The organism is Mesorhizobium sp. M7A.F.Ca.US.005.03.1.1 (assembly GCF_003997975.1).
Taxonomy (GTDB): Bacteria; Pseudomonadota; Alphaproteobacteria; order Rhizobiales; family Rhizobiaceae; genus Mesorhizobium; species Mesorhizobium ciceri.
In genome coordinates, this window is sequence record NZ_RZRO01000066.1 from 1 (window position 1) to 21277 (window position 21277).

Here is a 21277-nt window from a genome sequence, read left to right on the forward strand (position 1 = left end):
GCCGCGCCGGTAAAGGCGATGTCGGACGATCAGGTGCTGAAACTGTTCGAACAGGGCTCCTACGACCTCGTCCCGCATGACAATATGCGCAAGACCATTGCGCGCCGCCTGGTCGAGGCCAAGACCACCATTCCGCATTTCTACCTGACGCTCGACTGCGAGCTCGATGCGCTGCTGGCGCTGCGCACGCACATCAATGCGGCAGCCCCGGTGAAGAAGACCGACAAGGGCGAGGCACCGGCCTACAAGCTGTCGGTCAACGATATGGTCATCAAGGCGATGGCGATGGCGCTGAAGGCAGTGCCCGATGCCAATGCCTCGTGGACCGAAAGCGCCATGGTCAAGCACAGGCACGCCGATGTCGGCGTTGCCGTGTCGATCCCCGGCGGCCTGATCACGCCGATCATTCGGCATGCCGACGAAAAAACGCTGTCCACCATCTCCAACGAGATGAAGGATCTGGCCAGTCGCGCGCGCAGCCGCAAGCTGAAGCCGGAAGAGTATCAGGGTGGCACCACGGCGGTGTCCAATCTCGGCATGTTCGGCATCAAGGATTTTGCCGCGGTCATCAACCCGCCGCACGCGACCATCCTGGCGGTCGGCGCCGGCGAGGAGCGGGCGGTGGTCAAGAATGGCGAGATCAGAATAGCCACCGTGATGTCGGTGACGCTGTCGACCGACCACCGCGCCGTCGACGGTGCGCTGGGTGCCGAACTGCTGGTCGCCTTCAAGAACCTCCTTGAAAATCCGATGGGCCTGCTGGTCTGATCCACCAAGCAGAAGCCGGCGCCGACTGATGCGCCGGCTTGCGACAGAAACGACTTGTCAGGCGCTGACCCTTGACCCATGTTCTATCTGGATTGCGATCCAGGGAGGCCAAATATGCCTGCATTCGACCCATCTGACGTCAAAACCCTGTTCGGCAAGGTCATGGGTGCGTCGCCATCCGACATCAAGCTGGTGGCGCAGCGCCTGCACGACCACGCCTTCGAGCCTCGCATGTCGGCGGAGGAGACCAGGCAGCTCGTCGCCAGCCTCGGCTATGACAGTCTGGACGCGTTCTGCGCCGACATCGGTCTGCCCACGCATATCGCCGAGCGGTGGAGCCGTTTTGGTGTTTCCGGCGAGATGAAGCAGGTGTTCACACTGTTGGCGGCGCAGCGCAAGCGGGTGGCCGAGGCGATCGCCGAATTCGAATCCATGACCCATGTCGGCGTCGAGGATTTTTTGCGCGAGCGCGGGCTGATCTAACCGCCCTTGGCAAGCAGCGCCGTGGCGGTATCGCTGTCAGTGATCAGCACATTGGTGTCGACGGCTTTCAGTGCGGCGAGGATCGCCGCGACCTTGCGCTTGCCGCCCGCGGCGAGAACCACATTCGGCACCTGGCCGACCACATCGAGATCGATGGCCATGACACGCCCGTTGACCTCGTGGTCCACCAAACGGCCATTGGCATCGACGAAATAGCACAGCATGTTGGCGACCGCGCCCTTCGCTTTCAACGGAGCGATCAGCGATGACGGAACGATGCCATGCCGGAAGATGGTGGCGTCGGGCGACATGTCGCCGACGGTGAGCAGCGCGATGTCGGCGGCGGCCGCGCGTTGGCGCACATCCTGCAGGGTCGGCTGTGCCCAGAGGAGATCGCGCAGCGAGGGATTGTCGACCGTGACCGGCGCGGTGATCTGGTAGCTGTCGACCTCGAAGACATCGGCTACCTTGGCGGCAACGATGGACGGATTGATCCATTGCGAGTGCGGCAGGCTGCCGACGAGCGCCACCACACAGGCACGCTTCAACTGCCGGCGGGCAAGGAAGCCGAGGCTGGCATGCAGGGTCGCGCCGCCACCGATGGCGAGCGTCATGCCGTCCTGCATCTGCTCGCCGAGATAGGCCGCGACGGCATGGCCGATGGCTTTCTCCAGATGGTCATGCGCCGAAGGCGTCGGGATGACGACGGCGGCATTCAGACCCCAGCGCTTTTCCAGTCCCCGCTCGAGCGCCACCTGCCCGGCGGTCGGCGCGTTGATCATGGTGACGACAATGCCCTCGGCGGTGCAGGAGGCCAGCGTACGCATGACCTTCACCCTGGAGACATCGAGCTTTTCGGCAATCTGTTCCTGGGTGAAACCTTCGACATAGTAGAGCCATGCCGTCTTGACGGTAAGGTCCGACGAGACCATCGGCAGGCGAGCCTGTCTGGGTTTTTCTGTGGTCATCGGTTCCTGTCCCTCATGAGCCGTGGCCTGACCGGTGCTCATCAAGGAAATACCGGCCGGATGTCAACTGATGCCGGATCTGCGGCGTGTCGATTGTCGCACATTTCTGTTCATTTGTAATTGACATCGTACATATGAACATATTTTGTGGGTTTCACGCGCTGTGTCATCCACCAGTCATATGCGCCGTGCAGGGAGGAAGAGACGGGGAGCCGGCCAGAGCCGGACCGGTCATGCACAGAAAGACAGGAGGTCTCATTGAAGACGCACTTCATCAAGCTGCTGGCCAGCCAGCTGGCGCTCGCAGCAACTTTGTTTGCCGGCGTGGCAAACGCCGAAACACTGACGCTCTACACGTCCCAGCCGGAAGCCGACGCGGCCAAGACCGTGGATGCCTTCAAGAAGGCGCAGCCGGGTATCGATGTGAATATCTATCGCTCCGGAACGAGCGACATCCTGACCAAGATGGCGGCCGAGTTTGCCGCCGGCAGCCCGCAGCCCGACGTGCTTCTGATCGCCGATGCGGTCTCGATGGAGCTGTTGAAGAAGGACGACCGGCTACTGCCCTATCCCGAGGCAAAGCTCGATGGCATCGAGGCGGATGCCTATGATGCCGACAAGACCTATTTCGGCAGCAAGCTGATCACCACCGGCATCGTTTACAACACGGCGGCGACCGAGAAGCCGCAGCATTGGGCCGATCTTGCCAAGCCCGCCTACGCCGATGGCCTGGTCATGCCGAGCCCGCTCTATTCGGGTGCCGCCGCCTACCTGCTTTCAGGCTTCGTCGGCGACGCCAATTATGGCTGGGATTTCTTCCAGAAGCTGAAGACCAACAACACCGTCAGCGTGCGCGGCAATGGTGCGGTGCTGAAGTCGGTGGCATCGGGCGAAAAGCCCTATGGCATCCTGGTCGACTTCATGGCGATGAACGCCAAGAAGAAGGGTTCCCCGGTCGAGTTCGTGTTCCCCTCGGAAGGTGTGCCGGCAGTGACCGAACCGGTCGCCATCATGAAGACCGCCAGGAATGTCGACGGCGCCAAGAAGTTCGTCGACTTCATTCTTTCCGATGACGGCCAGAAGCTTGCGCTTTCGATGGGCTATCTGCCGGCGCGTGCCTCGGTCGGCCGCCCCGAATGGCTGCCGGAAGGCGTCAAGGTCAAGGTGATGCCGTTCGACACCAAGGCAATCGTCGCCAAAACCGACGCCGACAAGGCGAAGTTCTCGGAATTGTTCGGCGGCTGAGCCGGCAATCCAGTCAGGGGTGCCGTCCCAGCGGTATCCCTGACGGGCAAAACCCCGATCGCATCGGCTGATCGACCCCAGGAACGCAATCATGTCAACACGGATCAGGGAAAGCCGGGGCCAGGAAATGGTCCTGACGGCGGCGGTAGCCATCGTCATCGTCCTGCTTTCCCTGCTGCCGATGCTGCGCCTGATCAAGGAGATCGTGGCGCCCGGCGGCACGCTGTCGACCGTCGCGATAAAGGCGGGGCTCGCCAGTCCGGCGACCTGGATCGCCACCTGGCACACACTGGTCGTCGGTATCGGCGGCACCCTGCTTGCGGTGCTGTCTGGAACGCTGGTGGCCGTCCTCGTCACTCTGACCGATATCCGTGGCCGCAGTGCCCTAGTGCTCTGCTATGTCATGCCGTTGATGATCGCGCCGCAGGTGACGGCGCTGGCCTGGCTGCAATTGTTCGGCCCGGCAAGCCCGTTCCTCAAGCTGTTTGGGGCGGCACCGCCGCTCGGTACCAGGAACCCGCTCTATTCGACATCGGGCATCATCCTGCTGCTCGGCGTGCAGTATGGCCCGCTGGTTTTCCTGTTGGTGCGCGCCGGGCTGCGCAAGCTGCCGCGCGAGCTGGTCGAAGCCGCGCGGGCGGGCGGCGCCGGCTGGTTCACCGTGCTGGTCACCATCGTGCTGCCCTTGATGACGCCGTCGATCATGGCGGCCGCTGCTCTTGCCTTCGTCTCATGCGTCGGCAATTTCGGCATTCCGGCCTTTCTCGGCATTCCCGCCAACTATCTCGTGCTGCCGACGCTGATCTATCAGAAGCTGGCCGGCGGCGGCCCCGCCGTGCTCGGCGAAACCGCGTTCCTGTCGGTGCTGATCGGCATTATCGCGATGGCGGGCATCCTTGCCCAGGAGATCATGAGCCGCCGCCGCGACTATCGCATCAGCTCCACGTCGCTTCCGGCCGAGCCCTATGAGCTCGGCCGCTGGCGGCCCGCCGTGCAGGCCGGCATGTGGCTGCTGATCATCGTGGTGCTGGTCCTGCCGCTGTTCGGGCTGGTTCTGACATCGCTGGTGCCGGGCTACGGCATTGCGCTCACCGCCAAGACGGCGACGCTCGACAATTATCGCTTCGTGCTGTTCGAGCATGATGCCGCCAGTAGGGCTTTCTTCAACAGCTTCTGGCTGTCGATCGCGGCGGCCTTCTTCGCGGTCCTGGTCGCCGTGCCGATCGGCTATCTGATCGCCTGGGGCAAGCAGCGCTGGGTGCGGCTGCTCAATCTGTCGGTGGAGCTGCCCTATGCCTTGCCCGGCGTGGTGCTGGCGATCGCCTCGCTGCTCATGTTCCTGCGGCCGATCCCGCTGACCGGCATCCAGCTCTACAACACCGTCTGGATCATCCTCTACGCCTATCTCGCCCGCTTCCTGGTGCTGGCATTGCGGCCGACCATCAGCGGCTATCACCAGATCGACCGGGCGCTGGAGGAGGCGGCGCAAGTGGCCGGCGCCGGGCTGTTCACGCGCATGCGCACGATCATCTTTCCGCTGGTGGCACCGGCGGCGATCGCCGGCGGGCTACTGATCTTCATGACGGCGCTCAGCGAACTCACCGTCTCGGCGCTGCTGTGGTCGTCCGGGTCGGAGACGATCGGTGTCGTGATGTTTTCCTTCGAGCAGGGCGGCGATTCCAACTATGCGGCGGCGATGTCCGTCATCACTGTGGCGGTCACTTTCCTGTTGATGCTGGTGACCAATCTGCTTGCCCCCTACCTTCCGACCGGAGTGCTGCCATGGCGCGATTGAGCCTGGACAATGTGACCAAGAGCTTCGCCAATTTCGATGCCGTCAAGGACGTATCGATCGATGTCGGCGACGGCGAGTTCCTGGCAGTGCTCGGGCCGTCCGGCTGCGGCAAGACCACGCTGCTGCGGCTCGTTGCCGGATTCGAGAAGGTGACGTCAGGCGAGATCCGCATCGGCGGCGAGGTCGTGTCGGGCAAGGGCGGCAGCGTCGCGCCGGAAAAGCGGCGCGTCGGCATCGTCTTCCAGAACTACGCGCTGTGGCCGCACATGACGGTCGCCGAAAACATCGGCTATTCGCTGAAGGTGGCGAAGCTCGACAAGGCCGTCGCGCGCCGGAAGGTTGAAGACGCACTCGCCCTGGTCAATCTGCAAGGGCTGGGCGAGCGTCGGCCGGCCAATCTGTCCGGCGGCCAACGCCAGCGCGTGGCATTGGCGCGCTGCCTTGTCGCCGCGCCCTCGTTGGTTCTGTTCGACGAGCCGCTGGCCAATCTCGACGTGCATCTGAGGGCTTCGATGGAGGACGAGTTCGCGTCCTTCCACAAGCGCACCGGCACGACGATCGTCTACATCACCCATGACCAGGCCGAGGCGATGGCGCTGGCCGATCGGATCGCGGTGATGGATGGCGGGCGTCTTGCCCAGCTGGCGACGCCACGCGAACTCTATCATGAGCCGGCAAATGAAATGGTGGCTTCCTTCATTTCGCAGGGCATTTTGCTGCCTGCGGATGTGTTGAGCGCGGAAGAAAGAGGGCACTGCAAGGTCCGCGTTCTCGGCGCTGAACTGATTGTCCGCTGCCGGCCAGGCGAGCGGCCGCGAACCGGGGCAAAGGTCTGCTGCCGGTCGGCCGATCTCGACGTGTCGCCGGATGGCCCCGGCTTCGATGGTCTGGTCAAGCGGGTGATCTACCAGGGTGGCTCGGCGCGCATCGAATTCACGCCTTCGACCAATCCCGACCTCACCTTGCATTTCGAACAGCCCGATCCGGTCGCGCTGGAGAGCGGAGCCCAGGCACGCCTGCGGATACGCTCCGGCTGGCTGATCCCGGCGGCGGGGGCGGCATCGTGATGATGCTCGACCTGCTCGGCGGCTTTGGCGAAAAGGGCCGCACCAGCCTTGCTGTCAGCAGCGGCAAGGACCGCATCCTGCTCGACGTCGGCATCAAGGTCGGCGCCTCGCGGGCGGACTACTATCCGGCGCTGAACGGCTCGGTCGCCGACATCGATGCGCTGTTCGTCTCGCATGCGCATGAGGATCATGTCGGCGCGCTGAGCTGGCTGCTGTCGCGCGGTTATGCCGGTCCGATCTTCATGACCGCCGAGACCCGAGACGAGGCGCCTGCCACGCTCGCCGGCTATGCTGAGCCCGAGGATTTCAGGCGGTTTCCTTTTCCCGAAGATCGCATCGAATTGTTCGAACCCGGCGACACGTTGAACAGCGGCAATCTTACGATCCGGACGGGACGCTCCGGACATGTCGTGGGCGGCGTGTGGTTTGCCGTCGACGATGGCGAGAGCCGCGTCGCCTATTCCGCCGATGTGGTGCCGGACAGCAATGTCTTCGTCATGGACACCATCCCGCACTGCGACCTGCTTGTCCTCGATGCTTCCTACGGCGCCGATCCGGTGCCGGGGGCGGCGCGTGCGCGCGAAATCTCGCAATGGGTTGCGAGGCATTCGGGCGGGTGTCTTTTGCCGACGCCGCTCTCGGGTCGGTCGCTGGAGCTGATCGCGGCCTTGCCAGGGCCGTTCGCGATCCATGCCGGCATGCGCTCGTCCCTGGAAGCGCAGATCGGCGCCACGGCAGCCCTGTTGCCGGGCGTTTCAACGTTGCTGCGCCGCCGCCTGCAAGACGCAGCCGACTGGACCGATGCCGATCCCCTGCCGTCCATGCCGCTGCTGGCGGATGACGGCATGGGTGAAGCCGGCCCATCGTCGCGCCTCTTGCCGCGTGCCGACCATTCCGGTTTTCCGGTGCTGCTTACCGGGCATCTGCCGTCAGGTTCGCCGGGCGATCTGTTGCACAAGGCCGGTCGGGCGGACTGGGTACGCATGCCGACCCATCCGACGCTGTCGGGCAATGTCGATATCTGGGAGAAGGCCGGCCGTCCCGCGGCACTCGGTCACTCCTGCACGCCGGACCTTCTCGGCGATCTGCAAACCCACATCCCGTCGCTGCGCACGCAGTGCCGCACCGGCCAGTGCATAGTGGTGTCGGAGGCAAGAAAACGATGAGAATTCTGATCTGCAACGATGACGGTATCGAAGCGCCGGGGCTTGCCCGTCTGGTCGCGGCCGCCAGCGCGTTGAGCGGCGATGTCTGGGTGGTCGCGCCCGACGGCAAGCGCACCGCTGCCGGCTCGTCATTGACGATTGCCAGGCCGTTGACCATGCGGCGCGTCAAACCGAACTGGTACGCCTGTTCCGGCACCCCGGCCGATTGCGTGGTAAGCGCCATGACCTGGTTGTTCGCCAATTCCGAGAAACCGGGCCTTGTGCTGTCGGGCGTCAACGATGGCCGCAACGTTGCCGAGGACCTTGCCTATTCCGGCACGCTCGGCATTGCGCGGGAGGCGACGTTCTGGGGCGTTCCGGCCATTGGCTTCTCACGCGTGAAAAATCCTGATTTCACCGATGGCGACGACCAATGGCTTGGCGCGCTGATCGTGTCCCTGTGGCAATCGCGCGCCGACTGGGCCGCTGAGGGTCATTGGCTGAGCATCAACCTGCCGACCTCGCTGCCGGCCGAAATCCGCCAGCCGCGCATCGGCCGCGACAAGATCGCCCGCAAGGCCGAGATCGTGGAGAGCGACGGCGACCGCACGGTCATCACCGTGCCGCGCGGGCGGGCTCACGACAGCCAGCCGGGCGACGAGAACGACGCGATCGATGCCGGCTTCATCAGCATCAACCGGCTGAACTGGCTTGGCGAGACACGGCTGGACGAACGGTTTCTGGACGGGATCCCGCGCCAGCGGCAAACTGGCTGACCTGAGGTCTGCGCGTCGTCATCCGATCACCAACCTGTCAGCGGTTAAATCAAGCCAATCCACTACCTATGCTTGAAGCCGCCGCTATTTCATTCCACATCGGTGCGGATGAAGGGCGAAACAGGAGAACGGCGGCGGCATTTGCTGTGGGCTTTGCCCGCATCGCTGATCCTGCATGCGCTCATCGCGGCGTTTCTGATCTATGGCCTGCCGAGACCCGAGCAGCAGCCGGTTCAGCAAGAACAGCCCGTCAATGTCGCGATCGTGCCGCCGCCCGAGAAGCCCAAGCCGAAACCTGCTCCAAAGCCGCCGGAACCGACACCTGAAAAGAAGGCTGAAAAGCCGCCTGAACAAAAGCCGCCGCCGCCGAAACCGCCAGACGACCAGGTTCTGAAGCGCGTTTTCCAGTACGGCCAGAAAGATACCGGGCCGGAGAAATCGCTCGACGGAAGCAGCGCTAAACCCAACACGCCGTCGCCGGCCAAGGATGAGGCTGCAAAGCCGCCCGTAGCGCCGACACCCGCGCCGACGGAGCCCGCCCCGGCTGCAACGCCACAGCAGAAGGCAGACCCCAGCAAGCCTGACGAGAAGCCGGCCACCGTTGCGCCGGACGAAAAGCCCGCGCAAGGCGGGGAAAAGCAGGCGACCGAGGAAACCGACAAACAGCAGCCGGACAAACAAGAACTCGCACCGCAACCTGACGAAAAGCAAGCCGTCGTGACGCCAAAGCCATTGACGGCTGAGACCGGTGACAAGCCGGCGCCTCCAGCTTCGACTGGAAAGGCAAAGTCCAAACCTGCCAAGACAATGACGTTCAAACCCGCAAGAGCTTTCAAAGCGCCGATCGGGAATGCTGGAAGGTCAAATCCCACCAACAACGACGTTGCAGGATCACCAATCTATTCCGGCCTTCCGGGCGTCAGAAAGCTTTACTCGCAAGGGGCAACCGGCAATGCGTTCGCTACAAGCTCCATGGAGAATGTGCCGCGCGGTCAGCGGGTGGCCACCCTTTGCGGCAATGTTCTGAGCCGGGAACTGCAAAGTGCCGACTATACGGTCAAATGGGTGCCAACCATTACGCTGGACAAAGGCAATGTTCTCAATCCTCCGCAGGCCGCTTTCAGCACCAGAAACGCTTGGTACAACCTAAATTTCCGATGCGAAGTCGACGCCGATGCGACGAGGGTCCTGTCCTTCAACTTCCGTGTGGGCTCACTCGTGCCGCCTGGCGAATGGGCCAGCCGTGGATTCACAAAGTATCGTCTAAACTAGGCCGGCACACCAAACCTAGCCAATTGCCGGCTAACTTCTTGCCAGTCGGCGCAGACGAAATCGGCACCGGCAGCCGTCAGTCGCGCGGCGTGCTCGGCATAGGTATGGCCGCCGCCGGTGTAGCCGATCGCCGTCATGCCGGCGGCGATCGCGCCCTGGATGCCGAAGGGCGAGTCCTCGATGACGATGCAGTCAACGGGATTGGCGCCGATCTTGTCCGCCGCGAAGAGGAAGATGTCCGGCGCGGGTTTGCCGTTCTTGACCATCGAGGAACTGTAGATCGCATCGCCGAAGAAACGCGCCAGCCCGGTCACCGCAAGGCTGTGGTTTATGCGCTCGACGGAGGAGGACGAGGCGACACAGCGGTCGCCTGCAAGCGCCTCCAGAAAGGCAGTGATTCCCGGTGTCGGCTTCAATTCCTGCGAGAACAGCACCTTGGTCTCGGCCCAGATGTCGCCGTCCGCCGCCGCCGGAAACTGGTGGCCGGTCAAATCTTTGATCCTGGCGATGATATCGGACTGCTTCATGCCGATGCATTGGGCGATGATGCTGGTGTTGACGCCGGGCATGCCGTGCTTTTCGTAGACGCGCTCATAGGCGCGGGCGGCCAGAGGCTCGCTGTCGACAAGAACGCCGTCGCAATCGAAAATAATAGGCCTTGGTCGCGCCACGCGTTTCCCTCTCGAGTCAATTTTCGCACATCGCTATCGGCAAAAAGTCAAATGTTCAATAGCACGTGCGGTTTTGGGGACGCGAAGAGCGGGCTCAAAGCTGGCGCAACGCATCGCTCGCACGGGAAGACCCGAGCGCCCGTTGCATGGCTTGCCGGGACTGCGCGCGATCCGGGGTGATCCAGTTCGGTTCGGCGCCGAGAAAGCGGTCGAGGAAAGCCACCGCATAGGCCGGCATCTCGGTCACATTCTCGCGATAGGACCACCAGGTGCGCAAATCGTCGGCGCATTTGTCGATGCCGGGTGCCGTGCCGAATTCCTGCTCGTGGATCGCCGAAATCACCGAGACGCAGTAGTTGGTGTAGAGGAAACCCTCCGGCCAGAAGCGGACGATTTCCAGCGTGCCGGCGTTCGTTTCCGTCTCGATCAGCTGCGTGAGGCCGGAGATTTCCCTGGCCGGCGCCTGTTTTATCAGCTCACGCAGCACGAGGCCGGCGGCAAAGACGATGAAGTCGGCGCGGTCGATCGCGGCGAAGCGCTTCTGCGCCTCCATGATCTCGACCCAGTCGAGAAAGGCCCTGGTGAGCTTGGCCTCGTCGATCTCGAAGCGCACGCCGAACGTGTCCGCGACCACCTTGGCGCTGCCGCGAAAGGTGGCGCGGAACCAGCGCAACTGCCGCAGCCGATGGCGAAGATCGGGCATCAAGGCCAGTTCGTCCCGGAAGGGCAGGTCCATGTTTCCTCGTATCCTGTTTCCCGGTCAGCCTAGCACAAGGGCGCCGCCGCCGAAATCTGTCAGCGGCCCTGTGGATGACCGCTTCAGAGGCCAATATCATACATATTGACATTCTCGGAAACAAATGTTCTCACTTTGCTGTTGTCACGCGCCGGTCCAAGGTGCGATTCAACTGAGGCTTCGGGAGGAGAACCGAATGGCGATTTGGCAGTGGGGACTGCTTCTGCTGGTTATCGTGTGGGCGCTGCAGTCGCTCGGCGTCTGGCTGCAGATGCGGCATTATTCGGATGTCTTCAGGGGCGTCACCGACCAGTACAAGGACGGCTTCGTCGGAGCCGGCAATTTTCGCGGCCGGTTGGCCAAGGGCACCATCGCGCTCGTCGTGGTGACGCCCGATCTGGTCGTGCGCCGCCTGATGGTGATGAGCGGCCGTTCCGTCTTCACCAAGTTCAAGAGACATGAAGAATTCGAGGGTGTTCCCCTCGATCGACTCCGGTCCAACCCTGCAATCATGGGGGAGGGGGAACCCGGTGTGGCCGAGGCCGTGAAACGGGCGATCGAGCAGATCGACAAAACACGGTCGGAGCCGGGGAAGAAGCCGGGCCTGTCCGGTTTGAACGTAGCAAGGGCTTAGAGCCGGATGATTTCGGGTTCTAAATCGAAGGGATAGAGGACGCCGCGCACCGACTGGGATCAACCGGCGGGTGGCATAAGGAGGAGAAATGTCTGTATTTTCGTTGTTGGCGCAGCATGCCGACATGGCCGTGCACAATCTGCATGTCGCAGGTGCTATGGTTTCGGATGCCGCATTGCATGGCAAGCTCGCTGTCGAGCATGCCTCCGACCATCTCGTTGTCCTCGCACAAGCGGACAGCGGACCGATCACCGTCGATCAGTTCAAGGAAAAGCTGAAGGACGTCCAGCAGGAAGAGCAGCTCGGCTGGCTGACCGCCATCGGCAAGTACTTCATCGGCATCTTCCAGAAGGGTGGCGAGGTCTTCGCCGGCTTCGTCACCGGCATCATTCCGACGCTGGTGGTGCTGATGACGGCCTTCTATGCCGTCACCGAACTGGTCGGTGAAGAGCGCGTGCATGGCCTGGCGCGCGGCGCCGGTCGGATCGCGCTGACGCGCTACACGCTTTTGCCGCTGCTGGCGGTGTTCTTCCTCACCAATCCGATGGCCTATACGTTCGGATCGTTCCTGGAAGAAAAGCACAAGCCAGCCTTCTATGACGCGGCCGTGTCCTATGTGCACCCGCCGCTCGGCCTGTTCCCGCACATCAATCCCGGCGAGTATTTCGTCTGGGGTGGCATTCTCGTCGCGCTGCTGGAGCTGGAAAAGAAGGGCGTCGTCGTCGCCGGCTACCACGTCAAGGTGGCGATCTGGTACGCCATCGTCGGCCTCGTCGTCATCCTGCTCAAGGGCATGCTGACCGAACGCATCACCGCGATCATGGCACGCCGCCAAGGCGTCGAGCTGTAAGGGCGGGGAGGACATCATGGCCAAGACATATAAAGCCGTAAAGATCTCCCAGGGCAAAACCGGCTGGGGTGGCCCGCTCATCATCGAGCCGACCGAACAGCGCAGCAAGGTGGTTTCCGTCACCGGTGGTGGCATTCACCCGGTGGCGCAGCTCATCGCCGACATGACCGGCGCCGAGGCCGTCGACGGCTTCAGGGCACCGCCGATCGAAAGCGAGATGGCGGTTGTCGTCGTCGATTGCGGCGGCACCGCACGATGCGGCGTCTATCCGCGCAAACGTATCCCGACCGTCAATCTGACGCCGGTCGGTCAATCCGGGCCGCTGGCCCAGTTCATCACCGAGGACATCTACGTTTCGGGCGTGAAGCCGGCCAACATCACAATGGCGGACGGATCCGAAACGATCACGACTGCAGGGGGAGCAGCAGCGATGAGTTCAAGCAACAATGCGACCGCGGCACCACAGCCGCTGCCGAGCGAAGGTGGGCTGATCGGCCTCATCAGCACGATCGGCCGCGTCATGGGACGTATCGTCGGCATCTTCTTCAATGCCGGCCGCCGCACCATCGACCAGGTCATCCGCAACGTGCTGCCGTTCATGGCCTTCGTGACCATGCTCATCGGTCTGATCCTGTATACCGGGATCGGCGATGTGCTGGCGCAGCCGATGGGTCCGCTGGCCAACAACATCGTCGGCCTGCTGATCATCTCGGCGATCTGCGGCCTGCCGTTCCTGTCGCCCATCCTCGGGCCAGGCGCTGTCATCGCGCAGGTCATCGGCGTTGCCATCATCGGCCCGCAGATCGCCAACGGCACGATTTCGCCGGCAATGGCACTGCCGGCGCTGTTTGCCTACAATACCCAGGTGGGCTGCGACTTCGTCCCCGTCGGCCTGGCGCTCGGCGAGGCCAAGCCTAAGACGATCGAAATCGGCGTTCCGGCGGTGCTCATCAGCCGCCAGATCATGGGTCCGGTCTCGGTGCTGATCGCCTGGGTCGTCAGCCTGATCGTGTTCTAAGGCAATTCCGGGAAAAGCGCACAATGCTTTCCCTTGGAAATTGCGTCAAAACAAAGAGATAGTGCGGTTCACCGCTCTAGGGAAAGTTGAGAAATGAGGTTCGCCATATGACGGTTCTTTTGAGAACACGGGTCACTGCCATCGGCCCCGAAGTGGCGGACCTTGCCGAAGGGGGCGTGGTCATCCTGTTTGCGGATGGCTCGCCGCCGGAGCTTGCCGAGGTTTCGGTGCTCCACAAGGCGGAGCAGGGACCAAGTGACGGAGCGCCCGCCAAGGGCGCTTCGATCACCCTCGGCCCGGTTGCCGCTGTGATCACAGCGGTCGGCTCCAGCGCGTGGAGCAAGGTGCTGGAAATGGGTCATGTCGTCATTTCGTTCAACGGCGCTACCGAGGCCGAGAGACCGGGCGAGATCTGTGCGTCGCAAGTCGATCCGCAAGCGCTCGTGGCCGCCCTGAAGACCGGCGCGATCATCACCATCGCCGCCTGACAGCATTCGCGCCGCGGCCCATGTTGGGAGCGGCGCCCAAAACCAGAGTATTTGCCATGGAACGCTCGACCATCGTCAGAGTGCATGAAGGTTTGCACGCCCGTCCCGCGACGCGGTTCGTGAAGCTCGCCAAGGGCTTCGAATCCGACGTCGAACTGGTCAAGGACGGCAAGGCGGTCAGCGCCAAGAGTTCGGTCAAGCTGATGCTGCTGGCGGTCAAGGAGAACCAGGAAGTCACGGTGCGGGCGAATGGCGCCGATGCCATCGAGGCGCTCGAGGCGCTGATCGGCTATCTCGAGAATCCGCGGGCCGGCCTCGATGATGAAGCGGAAGCGCAGAGCCCAGCCAACGATGCCGGGCAGGAAGCGGCACCCGCGCCGGGATCCGTGCTGGCGGCACCTGGCGGGGCAAACCGCTTGCGTGGCGTGGCCGCCAGCGAAGGTTTCGCCGTCGGCCCGGCCTTTGCGCATTTCCCACCCGATATCGCTGGACAGGGCCGGATGTTGCGGGCCGAGGAGATAGAAGGCGAGATCGACCGGTTCCGCACGGCTGTCGGCGCCGTCCAGGCCCGCATGGATCATGCGTTGGCGCAGGACAGCCTGTCGGCTGGAGACCGCGGCATCGTCGCCGCGCTGCGCGATATCGCCGCCGACGACAGCCTGACTGGTGAGGCCGAGGGCCTGATCAAGGGCGGCAACGACGCGGTTTCCGCCGTCATCACCGCCGCCTCCACCATTGCCGCCGAGTTCAGCGCCGTCGACGATCACTATCTCAACGCGCGGGCGGATGACGTTCATGCGGTCGGGCGGCAGATTTGCCTGGTGTTGCTGGGCCAAGACGATGTCAGCCTCGAAAACATCCCTGAAGGCGCTATCCTGATCGCCGACGACATCGGCGCCTGGGATCTGGCACGCGCGCCGCTGAAGCGTATCGGCGGCGTGGTGTGCGGCCATGGCGGCGCCACCTCGCACATCGCCATCATCGCGCGCTCGCACGGCATTCCGGCAGTGCTCGGCCTCGGCGACCAGGTCAATGCCTTGCGTACCGCGCGAGACGTCGCGCTCGACGGCAATGCCGGCCATGTGATCATCGACCCCGACGAGGCGACCCGTGCCGATTTCGCCGGCCGCGTCGAAGCGGCGGCAAAGGAGCGCGCCGGGCTGACCATCTTCAAGACGGTGACGCCGAAGCTCGCGGACGGCAGGATCATCGAGGTGGCGGCCAATATCGGCTCACTCGAGGAAATCGAAGCGGCGCAAGAGGCTGGTGCCATGGGCATCGGCCTGTTCCGCACCGAGCTTTTGTTCATGCGCCATATGCATCTGCCCTCGGAAGACATGCAGGCCGAGACCTATGCGGCGCTGGCCAAGGCTTTTGCGCCTTATCCGGTCATTGTGCGCACGCTCGACATCGGCGGTGACAAGCCGATTGCCGGCATCGAATTTCCCGACGAGGAAAACCCCTTCCTCGGCTGGCGCGGCATCCGCATGTGTCTCGACCGGCCCGACATCTTCAAGCGCCAGTTGCGGGCGCTGTTGCGCGCAGCCGTGCACGGCAACATCAAGGTGATGCTGCCGATGGTGTCCGACATCTCGGAGGTCAGGCAGACGCGCGTGCTGGTTGACGAATGCACGGCCGAGCTGAAAGCCGAAGGCGTGCCGCACGCATCATTCGATCTCGGCGTCATGATCGAAACCCCGGCCGCCGTGCTGATCGCCCCGGCGCTGGCCAAGGAGGTCGCTTTCTTCTCGATCGGCACCAACGATCTGACCCAGTACATCATGGCCGCCGACCGGCTCAATCCGACCGTCGCCAAGCTCAACGATGTCACCAATCCGGCCGTCATATCGGCGATCGAAATGACGGCAAAAGCCGGCGTCGCCGCCGGTATCATGGTCGGCATGTGCGGTGAGGCGGCCGGCCGTCCGGATCTGATTGCGACCTTCGTGAAGATGGGGCTGACCGAACTCTCGATGAGCCCGGCTTCCATCCAGCGCGCCAAGAAAGCGATCATGGCCATGGCCGCCGAAGGCTAGCCCAGGCCGGCTGACTACGGCAGATGGGCAAGCAAGGTGGCGAAGACCGGTGTCAGCTCAGCGATCGGGTTTGCCTTGGCGCAAGCCTGAACGATGCGATCGTGGCGAATATCCGCCGCCAGGATGGCGATCTCCAGCATATCCGGCTCCGGCGCGCCGTCCCTGCCGGTGGTCGCCAGGCCGCAGGCCAAAGCGAGCGGCGCCAGGCAGCTTATGTCGAGCGCCCGGCCGCCCGCCGGCGTTCCCGGCACGGTCTCGGCAAAGCGAACGGGACGCTGATTGAGGCACTCGACCAGCAGCGCCGAGCAGGTGGCCGCGATTGCCTGCAGTCCGGCACCCGGCGCGGCCAATGCGGCCAGGAGATCGCCATGCCGCTTGCGCATCGTGGCATGGACGGCCGCGAAATCGGCTTCGTGGATGCGGGCATTGTCGATGTTCAGGCCGGCAAGCACCGCTTTGGTCAGATAATACATATCGCGCCGGAACAGGCGCTCGGCGTCCAGTTGGCGATCCTCGATGCCGACCGGGAAATAGGTGCCGAGGCCCTTCACCGTGGTGCCGTCCACCTTGATCGGGCGCTCATGCGGGACGAAAGCTTCGGCGATCGACAGTGCTTCGTCGACGGCACTCGCGGCATGGCTGAGCAGGCCTTCGATGCCCTTGCCTGGAAACGGTGGCAGATGGCTGGTTGCTTCGCGCAGGATGCTGGCATCGCCGCTGCCGTCATGGCGGCTCTGGCGGATGATTTCGCGGACTTCCCGCAGCCGGTCCTTCAGATTGACGCGGACATCTTCGGAGATTTGTCGGAGCATCGCGGATCGCCTTGAAATTTGCTGCGGATAGCCGACCGGGCAGCCGCCACTCTCTACATTGTTCCTATCGATAGGTAGATCAATAGGCGATACTAGACCAGCATGCAGAATCGGCGGCGGCGCCCTCGTCCGTCGCCGCAGGGGGAGAGACAGACTTGGGCAGACGACGACAGGGCGAAAGCGAAGACGGTCGAGGCGAGGCAACCGAGCAGGTCGCCAGCGAAAGCCGGACGGATCGCCTCAGGATTCGCGCCGCCTGGATGTATTTCGTCGAACAGATGACGCAGAACGAGATCGCCGACGTGCTCGGCGTCGGTCGCGTCACCATCGTGCGCATGCTGGCGGATGCCCGGGCGCGCAACGAAGTGAAGATCACCATCGAGAGCGAATTGTCGGAAATCGTGCGGCTTGAGCGCGCATTGGAGAAGACGTTCGGGCTGCAGCAGGCTCTGGTGGCGCCGCTTTCGGCAGCCGATGCCGATCCCATACCAGCGATCAGCGCCAAAACCGGCAGCTTCCTGTCGGACACGATGAAGTCCGGCATGCGGGTCGGTGTCGGCTGGGGGCAGACGCTGTTCTCGAGCCTGCCTTTCATCAGCGCCAAGTCGCTCACCGACTTCAAGGTGATTTCGCTGCTTGGCGGTGTCGGCGTTGTGCGCCGGGTCAACCCAGCCGAGTTCGCCTGGCGCTTCGCTCAGATATTCCAGGGCGACGGCTATCTGATGCCGACACCAGCCGTGGTCGACAGCGTCGAGACCAAGATCGCCCTGATCGAGCGCTGCGGCCTGCAGGAGATTTTCGAAATGGCCGACGTGCTCGATGCCGTTCTGCTGAGCGTCGGCGGGATCGCCTCGGCCACCACCTTCTCTCGTGGTGGCTTCCTCGAGGAGGCGGATCGGGAGGCCCTGCTTGCGCGTGGCGCCGTGGGTGACCTCCTGTTCCATTTCTTCGACCGCAACGGCGATCTGGTCGACCACCCCGTCAACAGCCACGTGATGTCGGTGGATGTCGACCGTCTGCGCAAGGCACCGATCCGCATCCTCACCTCCGGTGGCGAGGAGAAAACCGAAGCGCTGCTCGGCGCCATGACCCTCATCGCCCCAACCATCCTGATCACCGACGAGGAGAGCGCGCGGCGCATGCTGGAAGCGGTCAGCGGAAGCTGAAGCTGTCCATGATGTAGTCCGGCCAGGCCTGCTGTTCGTCGAAAACAGCGGCGAGATCCGGTGTGTCCGCCAGTATTCCGCTCAGCACCAGCGCGGTGGCGATGCCGGTGCTGTTTCCCCCCGATATGTCGTGTTCGACGCTGTCGCCGACGCAGACCACGGTGCCACGGTCCGGCTCGCCGGCCAGCGCCAGCGCGGCGTCGAAAATCGCCGTGTCGGGCTTGCCGATGCGGGTAACGCTGCCGCCCAGGCTCTCGTAGAGATCGGCCAGCCGGCCGGCGCCGAAGCGAGGGCCAACGGCCGTCAGCATGATGATGTCGGGATTGGTGCAGAAACACGGCACCCGCCGCTCCGCCGCCGGCGCGAACAGCCTGCGATAATGGTCAAAGTCAAAGCGGTCACCCTCGCTGGCCGCGATCAGCACCAGCTCGGCCTCATCGCCGGACCCGGTCAGCGCAAATGGCAGGCCTTCGATCGCGGAGCGGTCATTGTCGCGGCTGATCAGCAGGCATTTTGTCCCCGGGCGCAGCTTTCCCGACGCCGCCATCTCCCCAAAGGATCGCCACGCCACCTCGCCGGAAGAAACGAAATGATCCCAGCTTCCCGCTTCGAAGCCGAGTTTTATGAGCCGGCTTTCATTGGGCTGAGCCCGCCTGCCGGAGTTCGAAACCAGCACCACGGTCTTGCCGGCGCGTTTCAGCGCCGATAGCGCTGCCACTGCGCCTGGATAGGGCCGCGTGCCGTCGTGCAGCACGCCGAACTGGTCGAGCAGAAACACATTATAGCGCTCCGCCAGCGGCCCGAGGCCGTCGAGACGTTCGATCGTTTTCGCGCTCATAGGAGTCCTGCCCGGCTTGCACTCATCAGCGCCAGCCGCGCCGTGCCGGCGGCGGCCTCGTCGGAAAGCGCGGGCAGGAAATCGACGCCGAGCCTGCGACGCCGGATTGCCGTCCAGGCCGGGTTCGCTGCCCCGCCTCCGACGCTCCTGACCGATATCAGCGTGGGCGCGCCGAGTTCGGCAAGCCTGTCATAGCCGAGCGCTTCGATCGCGGCGATGCCTTCGAACATCGCTTTCAGATAATCGGCGTCGTCCGCCGGCCGCGGCGCAAGGCGAGGCGGCAGCGCCGGATCGGCGATCGGAAACCGTTCGCCCGTGGCGGGAAGCGGATAGTAATCGAGGCCGGTGCCCGTCTCCGGGTCGATTGTCGCGCTGAGTTCGATGATACGGGCGAGCGGAAAGTGCTGGGCCAGCACCTTGCCGCCTGAGTTCGAGGCACCGCCCGCCAGCCAGGCGTTGCCGAGCCGGTGGCTGTAGATGCCGAAGCGCGGCGCCGAAATCGGCCGGTCGGACAGGATCTTGATGGTCAGCGAGGATCCCAGCGCAGTGACCCCGTCGCCGATCGCGGCGGCACCGGTCGCCAGGAACGAGGCGCAGCCATCCGTGGTGCCGGCGACGACGGCCACATCGCGCGGCAAGCCGAACAGTTCCCCGGCTTCCGCGGTGAGGGCGCCCGTGACCTCGCCCGGCACGACTACGCGCGGCAGCAACTCCATGCGCATTCCGGTCGCCGCGATCCATTCCGGCCAGCGGCGGGCCTCGACATCATAACCTGTCTTCAGGGCATTGTTCTCGTCGCTGACGTCGAAGCGGCCGGAGAAGTTTCCGGCAATCCAGTCGGCCTGATGCAGCACTGCCGCAATGCCCGGTAGATGCTGGAAGCGCAGGGCCTTGGCGAGGCCGGATGTCGCTCCATGCGCTGCACTTGCAGCCGGCGCGGTGCGGGCGATCGCGGCCAAGAGGCCGTCGTCATCGACCTTGTCGTTGTACATCAGCGGTTCGGCCAGCGGCAGCCCGGCGGCGTCGACCGGCAGCAGCGTGCCGGAGGTGCCGTCGACGGCGATGGCGCGGACCGCCGTGCGGTCGATGCCGGAAAGCAGCTCCGTCAGCGCCGCCTTGACCGCTTGCCACCACGCCGTGGGGGCTCGGCCATCGCGGCCAAACCTGTCGAGTGGAACGGCCGAATGCCCGGCTATGGAAAAATCACGGCGCATGGCGACGGCGCGCGCACCTGATGTGCCAATGTCGATGCCGATGACAAGTGGCATCATGTCCATGCTAGCCGCCAGCCGCGTTGAGCTTCTGGCGATATTGCTCGGCGTCCCAGTTGACCAGCTCGTCATTCTCGGAAGCGGTGAGATAGTTCAGCCGCGCGGCGATGTCGACACGCGCCGTCACGTCGGCGAGGCAGCGTTGCATGGCATCGGCGCCGGCACTGGCGTCGCCGCGCATCAGCACGCCTGCGCCGGGAAACAGGATCGCCGCAGGCGACGTGCCCAGTCGTGCAACGACATCTGCCACGGCCTCGCCTGGCTTCGCCACGACGGAGCCCTGGCCGAGGAAGATGACGTGGTCCGGATAGAGGCTGCCGGCCTGCGCCATGCGGCGGCTCTCAGCGTCGAGCGCAACCGCATGCGCTTCGACATCGGCCGGCAATCTGTAGCCGCTGTCGCCGGCAAGCGCGGCCAAGGCGTCGAGGTCGGGTGCGGCGGTCGCGCGCGCCGGCCGGGCCAGCAATGACCTGATACGGCGCAGCAGAAGCTCCGCCCCGGCGACGGTTTCGGCAGCGACGACCAGCCCGTGATTGCCAAGGATCAGCACGTCGACACCAGGCCGCAGTTTTTCGGCAATGCCGCGTGCAAGCGGCAGGCCGGGCCGGAAATAGGGCACATAGGCCCATTCGATGCCATCGAGCCGCTTGGCGACCTCGGCCTCGCCATCGGCCTGCACGGCAAGCGAGATGGTGTCGACGCAATGGACATGCAGAACGACGCGCTGCGGCATCAAAGCGTGCACCGTGGTCTCGATCGATGGCCGCAGGCCGCGCGGGTTGAGCGCTGCAATGGTGAAACCCTGCGGCTGGTCGGCGGCGCGATCGCGCTGTTCGACGGCTTTCAGCAGCGGCGCCATCGCCACCGGCACCATGATGTCATCGACCAGCGCGTCTTTCAGCCAGGTGCCGGAGGCCTTGATCCACAGCGTGTCGCCGGCTTTCAGCGAGGTGTTGCCGCCTGCCGCCTGGGTGAGATGCGGGCTCCGCCCGATGCTGGCCGAAAGCGCCCGCAAGGCCGCCAGTTCCTGCGCGTCAGCTTGGGTCGCCATGGCGCTTTTCCTCCAACGGCTCGGCCGTGTCCTGCGCGAAATCCCGTTGCCGGGATCGAATTGGCGCTGATATCGCAGAAACGAGTGATCTACGTCAATAGTGATCTACTGTCATCAAACACGCTTGCAATCCGACTAATGTTGAGTAAGTTACGCCAATTGCCATGGAAAATGGCATCCGGGAGGA

General features: G+C 64.0%; 21 protein-coding genes. 14 read left to right on the top strand and 7 right to left on the bottom strand.

Features of this window, described 5'->3' with window-relative positions; all coding sequences use genetic code 11:
- Positions 1-768: 2-oxo acid dehydrogenase subunit E2 (locus EN990_RS23685; RefSeq protein ID WP_206526354.1), on the top strand; the 768-nt coding region annotated here is incomplete at its 5' end.
- A 114-nt stretch (positions 769-882) separates the two neighbouring features.
- A complete protein-coding gene (locus tag EN990_RS23690; protein ID WP_013529317.1) occupies positions 883-1251 on the top strand; it encodes a hypothetical protein in 369 nt (122 codons plus the stop codon).
- Here the strand turns inward: EN990_RS23690 and EN990_RS23695 are convergent.
- On the bottom strand, positions 1248-2219 hold the full coding sequence (locus EN990_RS23695) for a sugar-binding transcriptional regulator (protein WP_127368264.1): 972 nt from the start codon (positions 2217-2219) through the stop codon (positions 1248-1250). The genes EN990_RS23690 and EN990_RS23695 overlap by 4 nt on opposite strands.
- Before the next feature lie 258 nt (positions 2220-2477).
- Here EN990_RS23695 and EN990_RS23700 point away from each other — a divergent pair, with 258 nt between their 5' ends.
- The 6 genes from EN990_RS23700 to EN990_RS23725 all read left to right on the top strand — a co-directional run bounded on the left by EN990_RS23700 (position 2478) and on the right by EN990_RS23725 (position 9519).
- Complete coding sequence (locus tag EN990_RS23700) at positions 2478-3464, top strand: ABC transporter substrate-binding protein (protein WP_024503709.1); 987 nt, start codon at positions 2478-2480, stop codon at positions 3462-3464.
- Positions 3465-3555: 91 nt separating this feature from the next.
- The gene (locus EN990_RS23705; RefSeq protein WP_127368265.1) at positions 3556-5259 is read left to right on the top strand and encodes an iron ABC transporter permease; all 1704 of its coding nucleotides are present in this window, start codon (positions 3556-3558) and stop codon (positions 5257-5259) included.
- Positions 5247-6326: an ABC transporter ATP-binding protein gene (locus tag EN990_RS23710; protein ID WP_127368266.1), complete on the top strand. Its 1080-nt coding sequence runs from the start codon at positions 5247-5249 to the stop codon at positions 6324-6326. Before EN990_RS23705 ends, EN990_RS23710 begins: the two co-directional genes overlap by 13 nt.
- Complete coding sequence (locus EN990_RS23715) at positions 6326-7492, top strand: MBL fold metallo-hydrolase (RefSeq protein ID WP_127368269.1); 1167 nt, start codon at positions 6326-6328, stop codon at positions 7490-7492. The genes EN990_RS23710 and EN990_RS23715 overlap by 1 nt, the downstream gene beginning before the upstream one ends.
- Positions 7489-8247: a 5'/3'-nucleotidase SurE gene (locus EN990_RS23720; protein WP_127368267.1), complete on the top strand. Its 759-nt coding sequence runs from the start codon at positions 7489-7491 to the stop codon at positions 8245-8247. The genes EN990_RS23715 and EN990_RS23720 overlap by 4 nt, the downstream gene beginning before the upstream one ends.
- 108 nt (positions 8248-8355) lie before the next feature.
- Positions 8356-9519 carry a DUF930 domain-containing protein gene (locus EN990_RS23725; protein WP_127385392.1) on the top strand — a complete coding sequence of 388 codons (1164 nt, stop codon included), beginning with the start codon at positions 8356-8358 and terminating at the stop codon, positions 9517-9519.
- Here EN990_RS23725 and EN990_RS23730 read toward each other — a convergent pair.
- Both EN990_RS23730 and EN990_RS23735 read right to left on the bottom strand, forming a co-directional pair.
- Positions 9516-10190 carry an HAD family phosphatase gene (locus tag EN990_RS23730; protein WP_013529325.1) on the bottom strand — a complete coding sequence of 225 codons (675 nt, stop codon included), beginning with the start codon at positions 10188-10190 and terminating at the stop codon, positions 9516-9518. The genes EN990_RS23725 and EN990_RS23730 overlap by 4 nt on opposite strands.
- A gap of 94 nt (positions 10191-10284) precedes the next feature.
- A complete protein-coding gene (locus EN990_RS23735; RefSeq protein WP_127369600.1) occupies positions 10285-10926 on the bottom strand; it encodes a hypothetical protein in 642 nt (213 codons plus the stop codon).
- 196 nt (positions 10927-11122) lie between these two features.
- Between EN990_RS23735 and EN990_RS23740 the strand changes: the two genes are divergently transcribed.
- The 5 genes from EN990_RS23740 to ptsP all read left to right on the top strand — a co-directional run bounded on the left by EN990_RS23740 (position 11123) and on the right by ptsP (position 15952).
- Entirely contained in the window at positions 11123-11560 is a 438-nt protein-coding gene (locus tag EN990_RS23740; protein WP_013529327.1) for a transcriptional regulator GutM, read from the top strand.
- Between the two features lie 88 nt (positions 11561-11648).
- On the top strand, positions 11649-12410 hold the full coding sequence (locus EN990_RS23745) for a PTS glucitol/sorbitol transporter subunit IIC (RefSeq protein ID WP_013529328.1): 762 nt from the start codon (positions 11649-11651) through the stop codon (positions 12408-12410).
- Between the two features lie 16 nt (positions 12411-12426).
- Positions 12427-13428, top strand: coding sequence for a PTS glucitol/sorbitol transporter subunit IIB (locus tag EN990_RS23750; RefSeq protein WP_024503717.1), 1002 nt, complete (start codon positions 12427-12429; stop codon positions 13426-13428).
- 107 nt (positions 13429-13535) lie between these two features.
- Positions 13536-13916 (top strand): PTS glucitol/sorbitol transporter subunit IIA, encoded by a 381-nt coding sequence (locus EN990_RS23755; protein ID WP_013529330.1) that lies wholly within the window; start codon positions 13536-13538, stop codon positions 13914-13916.
- 56 nt (positions 13917-13972) lie between these two features.
- Entirely contained in the window at positions 13973-15952 is a 1980-nt protein-coding gene (gene ptsP, locus EN990_RS23760; RefSeq protein ID WP_127385391.1) for a phosphoenolpyruvate--protein phosphotransferase, read from the top strand.
- Between the two features lie 14 nt (positions 15953-15966).
- Here the strand turns inward: ptsP and EN990_RS23765 are convergent, their stop codons facing one another.
- A complete protein-coding gene (locus tag EN990_RS23765; RefSeq protein WP_127385390.1) occupies positions 15967-16764 on the bottom strand; it encodes a hypothetical protein in 798 nt (265 codons plus the stop codon).
- A gap of 155 nt (positions 16765-16919) precedes the next feature.
- Here EN990_RS23765 and EN990_RS23770 point away from each other — a divergent pair, with 155 nt between their 5' ends.
- Complete coding sequence (locus tag EN990_RS23770) at positions 16920-17930, top strand: sugar-binding transcriptional regulator (RefSeq protein ID WP_127370386.1); 1011 nt, start codon at positions 16920-16922, stop codon at positions 17928-17930.
- Here EN990_RS23770 and EN990_RS23775 read toward each other — a convergent pair.
- The 3 genes from EN990_RS23775 to EN990_RS23785 are packed head-to-tail and all read right to left on the bottom strand — an operon-like array spanning position 17917 to position 21090.
- Complete coding sequence (locus EN990_RS23775; RefSeq protein WP_127388400.1) at positions 17917-18768, bottom strand: TIGR01459 family HAD-type hydrolase; 852 nt, start codon at positions 18766-18768, stop codon at positions 17917-17919. The genes EN990_RS23770 and EN990_RS23775 overlap by 14 nt on opposite strands.
- On the bottom strand, positions 18765-20039 hold the full coding sequence (locus tag EN990_RS23780; protein ID WP_164753670.1) for an FGGY-family carbohydrate kinase: 1275 nt from the start codon (positions 20037-20039) through the stop codon (positions 18765-18767). The genes EN990_RS23775 and EN990_RS23780 overlap by 4 nt, the downstream gene beginning before the upstream one ends.
- Before the next feature lie 7 nt (positions 20040-20046).
- A complete protein-coding gene (locus tag EN990_RS23785) occupies positions 20047-21090 on the bottom strand; it encodes a class II aldolase/adducin family protein (RefSeq protein ID WP_127384996.1) in 1044 nt (347 codons plus the stop codon).
- Positions 21091-21277 lie beyond the last annotated feature (187 nt).

Coding starts and splice junctions, on each gene's coding strand:
- EN990_RS23755 (WP_013529330.1), top strand. CDS start 13,536: ATGACGGTTCTTTTGAGAACACGGGTCACTGCCATCGGCCCCGAAGTG.
- EN990_RS23780 (WP_164753670.1), bottom strand. CDS start 20,039: ATGATGCCACTTGTCATCGGCATCGACATTGGCACATCAGGTGCGCGC.
- EN990_RS23710 (WP_127368266.1), top strand. CDS start 5,247: ATGGCGCGATTGAGCCTGGACAATGTGACCAAGAGCTTCGCCAATTTC.
- EN990_RS23690 (WP_013529317.1), top strand. CDS start 883: ATGCCTGCATTCGACCCATCTGACGTCAAAACCCTGTTCGGCAAGGTC.
- EN990_RS23735 (WP_127369600.1), bottom strand. CDS start 10,926: ATGGACCTGCCCTTCCGGGACGAACTGGCCTTGATGCCCGATCTTCGC.
- EN990_RS23775 (WP_127388400.1), bottom strand. CDS start 18,768: ATGAGCGCGAAAACGATCGAACGTCTCGACGGCCTCGGGCCGCTGGCG.
- EN990_RS23785 (WP_127384996.1), bottom strand. CDS start 21,090: ATGGCGACCCAAGCTGACGCGCAGGAACTGGCGGCCTTGCGGGCGCTT.
- EN990_RS23750 (WP_024503717.1), top strand. CDS start 12,427: ATGGCCAAGACATATAAAGCCGTAAAGATCTCCCAGGGCAAAACCGGC.
- EN990_RS23695 (WP_127368264.1), bottom strand. CDS start 2,219: ATGACCACAGAAAAACCCAGACAGGCTCGCCTGCCGATGGTCTCGTCG.
- EN990_RS23745 (WP_013529328.1), top strand. CDS start 11,649: ATGTCTGTATTTTCGTTGTTGGCGCAGCATGCCGACATGGCCGTGCAC.
- EN990_RS23725 (WP_127385392.1), top strand. CDS start 8,356: ATGAAGGGCGAAACAGGAGAACGGCGGCGGCATTTGCTGTGGGCTTTG.
- EN990_RS23720 (WP_127368267.1), top strand. CDS start 7,489: ATGAGAATTCTGATCTGCAACGATGACGGTATCGAAGCGCCGGGGCTT.
- ptsP (WP_127385391.1), top strand. CDS start 13,973: ATGGAACGCTCGACCATCGTCAGAGTGCATGAAGGTTTGCACGCCCGT.
- EN990_RS23765 (WP_127385390.1), bottom strand. CDS start 16,764: ATGCTCCGACAAATCTCCGAAGATGTCCGCGTCAATCTGAAGGACCGG.
- EN990_RS23705 (WP_127368265.1), top strand. CDS start 3,556: ATGTCAACACGGATCAGGGAAAGCCGGGGCCAGGAAATGGTCCTGACG.
- EN990_RS23715 (WP_127368269.1), top strand. CDS start 6,326: ATGATGCTCGACCTGCTCGGCGGCTTTGGCGAAAAGGGCCGCACCAGC.
- EN990_RS23740 (WP_013529327.1), top strand. CDS start 11,123: ATGGCGATTTGGCAGTGGGGACTGCTTCTGCTGGTTATCGTGTGGGCG.